This is a genomic window from Streptomyces sp. NPDC050619 (genome assembly GCF_040654815.1).
Taxonomy (GTDB): Bacteria; Actinomycetota; Actinomycetes; order Streptomycetales; family Streptomycetaceae; genus Streptomyces.
Genome location: NZ_JBFAIR010000090.1, coordinates 1 through 9,290 on the forward strand (window position 1 = coordinate 1; position 9,290 = coordinate 9,290).

7 protein-coding genes are annotated in these 9,290 nt (G+C 67.3%); 4 read left to right on the plus strand and 3 right to left on the minus strand.

What is annotated here, in order from left to right:
• Positions 1–585: 585 nt before the first annotated feature.
• From AB0I77_RS52795 to AB0I77_RS52810, 4 genes are all read left to right on the plus strand, one after another.
• Positions 586–2,985 carry a Helicase associated domain protein gene (locus AB0I77_RS52795; RefSeq protein WP_363290206.1) on the plus strand — a complete coding sequence of 800 codons (2,400 nt, stop codon included), beginning with the start codon at positions 586–588 and terminating at the stop codon, positions 2,983–2,985.
• A 75-nt stretch (positions 2,986–3,060) separates the two neighbouring features.
• Positions 3,061–5,169: a helix-turn-helix domain-containing protein gene (locus tag AB0I77_RS52800; protein ID WP_363290207.1), complete on the plus strand. Its 2,109-nt coding sequence runs from the start codon at positions 3,061–3,063 to the stop codon at positions 5,167–5,169.
• 5 nt (positions 5,170–5,174) lie between these two features.
• Entirely contained in the window at positions 5,175–5,729 is a 555-nt protein-coding gene (locus tag AB0I77_RS52805; RefSeq protein WP_363290208.1) for an XRE family transcriptional regulator, read from the plus strand.
• A gap of 600 nt (positions 5,730–6,329) precedes the next feature.
• Positions 6,330–6,689 (plus strand): hypothetical protein, encoded by a 360-nt coding sequence (locus AB0I77_RS52810; RefSeq protein WP_363290209.1) that lies wholly within the window; start codon positions 6,330–6,332, stop codon positions 6,687–6,689.
• A gap of 207 nt (positions 6,690–6,896) precedes the next feature.
• On the opposite strand, the gene AB0I77_RS52815 is transcribed toward AB0I77_RS52810, so the two are convergent.
• The 3 genes from AB0I77_RS52815 to AB0I77_RS52825 all read right to left on the minus strand — a co-directional run bounded on the left by AB0I77_RS52815 (position 6,897) and on the right by AB0I77_RS52825 (position 9,148).
• Positions 6,897–7,439: an SUKH-4 family immunity protein gene (locus AB0I77_RS52815; protein WP_363290210.1), complete on the minus strand. Its 543-nt coding sequence runs from the start codon at positions 7,437–7,439 to the stop codon at positions 6,897–6,899.
• 221 nt (positions 7,440–7,660) lie between these two features.
• Complete coding sequence (locus AB0I77_RS52820; RefSeq protein ID WP_363290211.1) at positions 7,661–8,395, minus strand: hypothetical protein; 735 nt, start codon at positions 8,393–8,395, stop codon at positions 7,661–7,663.
• Positions 8,396–8,677: 282 nt separating this feature from the next.
• Positions 8,678–9,148: a hypothetical protein gene (locus AB0I77_RS52825; RefSeq protein ID WP_363290212.1), complete on the minus strand. Its 471-nt coding sequence runs from the start codon at positions 9,146–9,148 to the stop codon at positions 8,678–8,680.
• Between the last annotated feature and the right edge of the window lie 142 nt (positions 9,149–9,290).

The following is a 9,290-nucleotide window of genomic DNA, read 5'->3' on the forward strand; positions in this document are numbered from 1 at the left end:
GTTCAGAGGTGTAGACTTCATATCTATACCGCGCGGCAAGCCGCGCGGTAGTGACGGCTCCGCTGACGCTCCGCAAGATTCCCGCGCAAGCGCGGGAATCGAATTCCGCATGCGGAATTCTGAGTGCGTGTCAATTCGCGCAAGCGCGAATTGATGGAATCCCGCAAGCGGGATTCCTGTTGGCTGGTAGCAAGGGGTGGGTGCATCGCGCGCGGGACTGTGTAGGGCTTGGGATTCCCAGTCACCACCCCGGTAACGGATGTGACGGGTGGTCGGCCTGACGGGTGCCGGCCTCGTCGTAGTGACGGGTTCCGCTGCGCTCCACCCTGAACCCCTCCCCCACTGTCTAGCCTGTCCCGACATGTTCGCCAATGGCCTGTCAGCATACAGGGCAGCCAGCCGTTCGTGGGTGAGATTTAGTCACTGTTCCACCCTCGGGTGCAAAGTTGGTGTGCGGGTGATGCATCACGAGTAATGACTGTGTAGAGTCTGGGGTCAGATGCTACACCCTACCGTTGCGCACCTTGCGCCTTGGATTCCATTTGTTATTACGCGCCGCATTCCGCGAAAGAGAGAGCACGGGGCATGGCCGTAAAGTTGCGTGATCACCAGGGCGAGGCCGTTGCCGCCATTGTGCGGGGTCTTGACGTTCCGCCGGGTGGTATTCCCTGGAATGGTCTTCGTGGGCAGGTGCACGCGGCGTGTGGCACGGGGAAGACCGTCATGGCTGCCGCGTCGGCGAAGCGGCTTGTGCCCAGGGGGCGTGTGCTCGTGCTGGTGCCGACACTGGATCTGCTGGCGCAGACGGTGAGGGCGTGGCACGAGGCCGGTCACAAGGGGCCGGCGGTTGCGGTGTGTTCGCTTCAGGACGATCCGGGGCTGTGGTCGTTGAAGGTGCGCTCCACGACGAACCCGATCCAGTTGGCGCTGTGGCACGGGCAGGGGCCGGTGACGATCTACGCGACGTACGCCAGCTTGGGTGTCCTGGCGGAGGCGTTCGAGGGTGTCTACGGTCAGAAGCTTGATCCAGTAGACCTCGCGGTGGTTGATGAGGCGCACCGGACAAGTGGGTCGATGGGTAAGGCGTGGGCGGACATCCATGACCAGAGCGTCATCCCGGCGTACCGGCGGCTGTACCTGACGGCGACGCCGCGGATCTGGGAGGAGCGGCTGGACCGGGAGGTTGCCGAGGGGGTGCGGGATCCGCTGCCGCGGGAGATGGCGGCGTCCATGGATGACGAGAAGGTCTTCGGGCCCGTCCTGTACAAGCTTTCGCTCGCCTCTGCCGTCTCCCGGGGCTTGTTGGCGAGGTACCAGATCATCGTCCTGGAGTTGAAGGACCCGGTCGTCACCCCTGAGCGGCTGATGGGCGAGGAGCGGCGCAGCGAGGAGGTGCGGGGTCAGCGGCTCGGGGCGCTGCAGGCCGCGTTGCTGCACACGATGGCGCAGCACGACCTGTCGACGTGCATCACCTTCCACCACCGCACCATCGAGGCGCAGGCGTATGCGGAGGGCCTGGAGCGGGTCGCGGCGAAGCTGCACGCTGATCAGCCCGAGACGTACCCGGCTCGGATCTGGGCTGACTGGCTGTGCGGCGAGCACGTCCCCGAACGTCGGCGGGAGGTCCTGGGTTCGTTCGGGTCGACGGCGCAGCGGGCCGTGCTCTCGAACTGCCGGGTCCTGGGCGAGGGCGTCGACATCCGCGCGGTGGATTCAGTCGCCCTGTTGGACCCGAAGGGAGCGCCGCACGACATCGTCCAGGCCATCGGGCGGGCACTCCGGCAGAAGCCGGGGCAAGGGAAATTGGCCTCTTTGATCGTGCCGGTATTTCTCCAGCCGGGAGAGCAGCCGGAGGACATGTTCACCTCCGGCTCCTACCGGCCCCTGGTGAAAGTCCTGGAAGGGCTGCGGGCCCACGATGAAGAGGCCGTGGAATTGCTCGCTATCCCCCAGGAGCCGCAGAAGGACGTCGCGCAGCCGTCCGTGAACATCGGTGTCGCACCAGAAGACGGCGAGGAAGAATCACGCCTGCTGCTCCGTTTCGCCGCCCCCAGGGATCCCGTGATGGTCGCCGACTGGGTCTCCTTCAACGTGATCGACACCGAACGCCAGGACTGGGCTCGCAGCTGGGCGAAGCTGAAGACGTACGTCGAACGGGTCGGGAACGCCCGCGTGCCCTACGGACACCGCGAGGGCGCCACACCACTTGGACAATGGGTCGCAGAACAACGACGCGCCTACACAGCCGGACAGATGACCGGCCAACGCGCACGGCGACTCGAACAACTCGGCATGGTCTGGTCCCTGACAGATGAACGCTTCCAGGAGAACCTGGAAGCCGCCAAGGCCTACTACGACCAGCACTGGACACTCTGCGCTCCCAGGTCCGCAGCGATGCTGGACAGGCCGTTGGGGATGTGGCTCGCGAATTTGCGGCGGCCCGGTGCACTGGATGACCACCCCGAGTGGAAGACCGCGCTGGAAGCCGTGGACAAGGACTGGAACCCGTCCTGGCCGGCGGACTGGCAGCGGCACTACGCCGCACTACGCGAGCTGGTGGCCGAAGAAGAGGGCCAGGCGGACGTCCTGCCCGGCCTCACGGTCCACGGCATGGACATCGGGAAGTGGCTGGCCCGGCAGCGGAAACCGGAGGCCTGGCAGGCCCTTCACGACGGGCAGCGCGAGCGCCTGGAGCAGCTCGGCATCACGCCGCTCGCCCCGGAGCAGAAGGCGTCCGCGAAGCCGTCCACGGCGCCCGTGAGCGCCTTCGAGAAGGGCGTTGCGGCCCTGGCGCAGTACAAGGCCCGTACGGGCTCGGTGACCGTCCCCAGAACCCACGTAGAGACGGTCGAGGTCGACGGCCAAGAGCACCCCGTCAAGCTCGGAGTGTGGATCATGAATCAGAAGGGACGCCGCGCCAAGCTCACCGCCGACAAACTCGCCGCGCTCGCCGCGCTGGGATTGGAATGGGCCCGGGAGGGTTAAGGGGTGGGCTAGGTTAAGGAGTGGGCTAAGTTTTTGGTTAAGCAGTATCGGGTTATTGACGTGAAGGTGCAGGTAATGGCATCTGAGGAAGAGCTGTTCGCGTCCGTCGACGCTCTGTTGAACGAGGAGCCGCACCTCCCGCCTCCGGCGGAGCGTGCCCGGCTGCGCGAGGCTGCCGGCATCACCCAGGCCCGCCTCGCCACCGCGTTGAAGACGACGACCCAGTCGGTGAAGAACTGGGAGAACGGCCGCAGCGAGCCGAAGTCGCCGCGGCTGGATGCCTACCAGCGGCTGCTGAACGGGTGGGCGGCGAAGTATCCCGCCCCCGGTGCAGCCCCGGCAGCCGCGACGGCACCGGCAGCGGCGTCCGGTGAACCGGCCGCGTCCGAGGTGAAGACCGCAGACGCCCCGCAGGCTCCTACCGTTCCAGCCACGGGGCGGGGCCGGGCCCGTCCCGCCACCCCGCCGGCCGCGGCATCGCGCCGTCCGGCCGCGAAGAAAGCGGCTCAGCCCGCAGCCGATCCGCGCTTCCCGCACGGCCCGCTCGCGGTGCTGGACGGCGACGGCTGCGCGTACGGCACGGGCGGCATCGTGCTCGACTGCCCCGCGACCACGGTGGTGGAACTGGTGGAGTGGACGCTGCGCGAGTCCGGCCTCGGTGCGCCGCGCCTGCACCGCAACGGCAAGGACAGTGACCCCCTCATCGTCCTCACCGCCGCAGCCGCCGTGAAGCTCGGACTGCCCGAGCGCCTGGAAGGACACGAGCAGCGCCGCTCCCTGCGCCTCCCGGAGGGTCATCCGGTGGTCAAGCAGGTGGTGAAGGCGAAGTGGCGGCTCACCCAGCGCGGGTTCGGCCCATGGGCAAGGATCTACCGCAAGCTCCAGGGGCGCGAGCGGCAGTGCGTGCAGCTCGCGGTCCTGTCCTGGGACGCCCTCGATGAGCGGTCCTGGCCCGGCGTGAGCGAGATGGAGCCGGCCGACGTCGCCCGCGTCCTCGGTGTGTACGCGACTCGGGTCATCACCCCGCGCGGCTCCACCGCAGTGTCCGGGCTGGAGCTGATGACCGCGCTGCGCCCGCCCACCCGCGCCGTACGGGACGAAGCGAGCGGGAACTGGGTGTCCGCCTACAACCCGGGCTCGCTCGGGACGGAGCCGATGGACCCCGCGCCGCCGGAGGCCACCCCCGAGCACCCCGTCGTCGTGAAGTCCGGCTGGACCGGCGGTTTCCTCAACGAGGAGGCGTACCAGTGGGCGCGGCCGGTGGACCTGCTCAGCGATGAGGAGTGCACGCTGCCCTTCGCGGTCGGCCTGGATCTGAACACGGCGTTTCTCGCCGCCGCGGCCCGCCTGGTGGTCGGGCTGTCGGAGCCCGACCACTTCCACGCCCCGGCCTTCAACCCGAAGATCCCCGGTTCCTGGCTGGTCGATCTGTCCCACGTCGAGGTGGACCCGCGTCTGCCGTCGCCGTTCACCCCGGACGGCACCCGGCCGACAGGACCGGCCTGGTACCAGACGCACACCGTCGCCTACGCCCAGGAGCTCGGCTACAACGTCCAGCCCCTGGAGGGGTACCTGCGCCGGGAGACGGGCGCGTACCTGGACCCGTGGCACGACCGCCTCAAGACCGCCTACGTCGACACCCTCGCCGACCTCGGCGTCACCCGGGACCTTAACGACCGGGCCTTCCTCGCCGCGATGGAGCGGCACAAGGACGTCGACCCGGCGATGGCGGCCGTCCTCGCCGCCATCAAGGCCACCGTCAAGGGCGGCATCGGCAAGCTGCGCGAGCGCCCCCAGGGCAGGAAGTACAAGGAGGGCGAGCGGTGGCCGGCCCTTCAGCGGCCGACCTGGCGCCCCGACATCCGCGCCGCCGTCATCTCCAAAGCCCGCATCAACATGCACCGCAAACTGCGCAACATGGCGGCGATGACGGGCCTGTACCCGCTGGCCGTGCTCTCCGACTGCGTCGTCTACCCCTCGCCCGGGGAGAGCCCACTGGACTTCCTGCCCTACGCCGCCTCCGGCAAGCCCCAGCCCGGCGGGTTCCGCCTCGGACCCACGCCCGGCCTGGCGAAGCTCGAGGGCGTCCAGTCGATGCTCTGGGCCGTCGACCTGATGGAACAGGGCTACAACCCCGCCCGCCACATCAAAGGCGGCGACGCCGTCCTGGACGAAGGCGAGTAGGCGCTGTGGGAGAGATCGACGACGCCATCGAACGGGCCGACCGGGAGAGCTTCACCCGCCAGCCGCCCAAGACGCTCCAGGCGCGCATCAACTTCCTGATGAAGCAGCTCAAGACGACCAAAGCCGTTGCCCAGGAGATCGGGGTCAGCCAGCGGTCGGTGGAGCGCTACCGCAAGGGCGAACGCAAGCACCCGCCCCAGGCCATCGCCGAACGGATCGACGCCGCCGTACGGCAGCGGTGGCAGCCCCAGGTCCGTAGACGCCGCCGGAAGCAAGCCGCCACCACCGGCATCACGGTGGAGACGAGGGCCCGGTTCGGCTACACCGCACCGATCGGCACCACCGACGACGGAAGATTCCGGCGCCTGACGGTGCACCTCCCTCCGGCCTACGCACAACGCCTGTTCAACGCTCGTGACGCCGGAGCCAGCGACCAGCAGATGCGCCAGATCATCGCCGAAGGATTCAAAGAGATCTACTTCCAGGACAGCGGAGCCCGCGCCATGGGACTCTCCGACGTCACCCTCAACGACATCGACTACCTCGACCTCGACTACTGACCTTTCACGGAGCTCGACCGGGCCGTTGGGCAGCGGCTGTCCAACTCCGCCGGCCCGGCGCCCTCGGCGGCCACCCCGACTGGGGGACGGCGTTGCCAGTCTCCGGGTCGATCTCCTCGAGCGCGGCCGTGGGGCGGAACGACGGGGGCGTTGACCGCAGCGGCGAAGTGCTGAGCCAACTGACGCACGGGCTCGTCGTTCGTGGTGGTCGTGGTGTTCCTGAACCATCTCCTCCTGGGGAGGCGTTGAGTGGTGGCTGACTGGGCGCGTCCGTTGTGGACTCCAGATATCCGGCTCGGGCCTTTACTGATCTGCTTCGCTGGTTGTGCGGGTAGGCCGCACCACCCGATGACCGCCGGCCCTTTGTGTGCGCGAGCAGGCGCAGAACGGGGTCGGCGGACGAGCGGCTGCTGCCTGCAGGTTGGGCGGTCCCCGTCCCAGCTGAAGGCCGATCGGCAGGCGTTGGCGAGCAGCCCTGAACCGCAGCTCACGGTGACTGGTGGCACGGATAATGGGCCGTTATCCACAGTGACCGTCACGGAACGTACAAGCGCCGGTTTTCGCTCCAGGTTCCCTCAACCCTAAGGAGACTCCGCAACAGTGACCACACCACAGACTTTCAAGGGTTATTCCGCCGTCGCCACGCTCTACCCGGATCGCGTCGAGATCCGCCGCAACCGGTTCGCGAAGCTGGCAGGACATAAGGACTCCACCACCTACCTCGCCGACGTGCTCAAGCCGCACGGGAAACCACCAACACGCCTTGTCAACGGCTATGTGCATCTGGCGACCGAGAGTGACCCGCCCCATCTGCGCACAGCCACCCTCGAGGTGTCCAAGACGTGGATGGGCAACGAACGCAGCCTCTTGTTCACTTGGAACCAGCGGGACACTCAAACCAAGTTTCTGGCCGCGGTGCTCGCCACGTGGCGCCAGACGTATCACGGTCGAGAAGGGTGACCTGCGGCCAGAGCGAGCAGGCTTCAGCGGCAGACCGATCACACACCGTATAGGCGCACGATCTGACGCCGATGTTCCTCAACCCCCGTTTCCTGGCCGACCGGCGTTGGGACTGGTGGGCTCGCATGTTGCGGTGTCGCGTATTCGCGAGCAGCTCGACGCACTGAGGTGAGTGATTGCTTGGTGATCGTGGCGGCACGCGCGCAACTACCAGAGCCAGCGGTCGAGGAACTCGGCCCAGATGAACCCGTTGTAGCCGTCGAAGGCAGGTGGATCGATCTTCTTGAGTTCGTCAGCGAGCAAGCTGAGCTCGGCCAGGGCTTCGTCCTCGCGGTCATCCGGGTCGCTGAGGATCTCGGATTCGCTGACGTGCAGGCCGTAGTGGTGCAGGGTTCGCAGCCACAGGTCGATGGAGGAGTTGGCGAACCATGCCTCGCCTTGCGGAAGGACGTAGTGGACCGTGCCTGTCCCGGGTTCGACGCCGAACGACCATTCCATGCCGGGCACGAGGTCGCCATGGCGGTTCTGGGTGAGCCGGTAGAGCGACCTGCCGTCTGACGTCTGGAGTACTGGAGCTGCTTCCACCTGGAACGATATGTACTCGATCAACTGATCAACGATGGGGATCCCGACATTAACCAGTAGTGCCTTCTGATCCTCGGGGATCTGCCAGCCCGACACGACTGCCGAGTCTGCCCTTGTAACGTTCCCGGCGCCGGCCCAGGCGGTGAGCTCGTCAAACGTTGTCATGTGAGAGTCCTTCCGCGGCTGGCTGCGATGCGGACCCTATCGAGCAAGGCTGACAGACACGCGGCCCCATCGGGGACGACACACTCCTCAGTGGTCGCCGGGGGCGTATCGGCTCCAGGTTCCGCCGGGGCCTCGGTGACCAGGCGGGTAGTGGTCTTGTCGTGATAGCCGAGTGGAGCCTACGAACCGCTAAACGGTGGCTGTGCTGCGGGCCGGTGCGTTTAGGTGGTGCTCAACCCCATTGCGCGGCGCGCCCCCTTCACAGTGCGGGCGGTGGGCGCGATGAAGGCGTGCAGCAGTTGCAGCGCGCCGTCGCACTGGACGCCGACGGCTGCGAGGTCGCGGTGCCGACGTCCGCGGGTGCCCCGGCCGGAGGGGTCGACGAGGTCGAGTTCGTGGACGACCTCGTGTCGGGCGTTGAAGAACGGCTGGTGGCTCTTGAGTATCTGATCGTCGAGGGCGGGCTCCTGCTTCAAGCCGAGGGCGTTGCGGCAGCGGATGAGGTCGGTACCACCCTGGATGCTGGAGCCAGCCAGGTCCTCAACGTAAAGATCGATCAGAGCGGAGCGTGGGTCGATGTTGACGACGGCCTGCTTGGTGGCCTTGGTCATGTCGCCAGCGAGTCGGTTGGCCATGAAGTGGGCGACGAAGGCGCCATGTGCGTCGCCGGTCGTGGAGAGCAGGGTGTGCAGGGAATCTCGCAGCAGGGCGCGCAGGCAGGCGTCGATACCGGCCGCGGTGAAGACGATGGCGGCTCGGGCCTGGTCGCGGTGGGTCTCGGAGACGGCGCCGCGCATATCGTCCTGACCAGCGCGCAGTTCGTTGAGGGTGGTGAACAGCCCGCCCACGGACTTATGGGTGGCCACCAGATGGGCCCAGCTTCGCTCGACCTCTGGTGGGCAGCCGTGGGGCTTGCGGGGAAGGTCGCTCAAATCGACGAGGGTCAGTCTCGACAACGTCTCTCCTTGGCCGTGTCCGCGAGGTGCCCGCGGCTTTAATGACCATTATCGGGAGGACGACTTCAGACCAGCCCCGCCGCAGGCGCCCCACTTGCCGCGTCAGCCCTCCGGGGCAATGCGGAGGGCTGAGGCGAGGTACTTACTTCAGCTTGCCCGGAGAGGGGTTGTACGGGAAAACTGCAGCGCAGCGGGCTCGGCCCGTTCGCGTTTCCGCAGATGTCTCTGCGGCGGTGTGTCCGATCGCCGATCCGATTGTCCCGGGCAGGTGTGCCGTCTGGGTCATGAGGCGGGCAGCTCGCGCGGCGGCTTTTTCCGACCCGGTAGTCCGTCCAGGGAATCGATTTCGATGATGGTCCCGGATGCCTCGTCGGCGAGTTCCGGTTCGCCGCGGTTCAGCTTCGACTTGAGGGTCGCGAAGCCCTTCCTGACGTACGGGGCGGCTTTGACCGCCGCGGCGGTCACCGCGATGCCCACCGCGGCGGCGCCAGCCATGGCCAGCTTGAGCATCGCCTCCGCCTCAGCCTGCGTGCGCCTGACCCTGGCATCGGCGAGGGCATCGGCCTCGGCCCGGGTGAGCAGGTCGTCGTCGGCCGGGAAGAGCACGCTGTGGCCGGCGAGATGGTTGTCTTCGTCCCGCAGGAGGCTGCTGCGCCCGCCAGGCGTGGTGCTCGACTGCGAGAGACGGGTGTCGGCCGGGTACTCGACGATCATCTTCTCCCGGACCATCGCGGGCCCGTCTTCAGTGGTCATGGGGCAACTGTAGGGACCGGGGCGGCCGTCGGGAGGCGTAACGCCTGAGACGCTGTTGTCTTTTCGATCTTGAGGGATGCGCGTCGAACGGGAGTCCCGATCGGGTGGTCGCGGGGTGTTGGGCGCATACGGACAGGGCCTC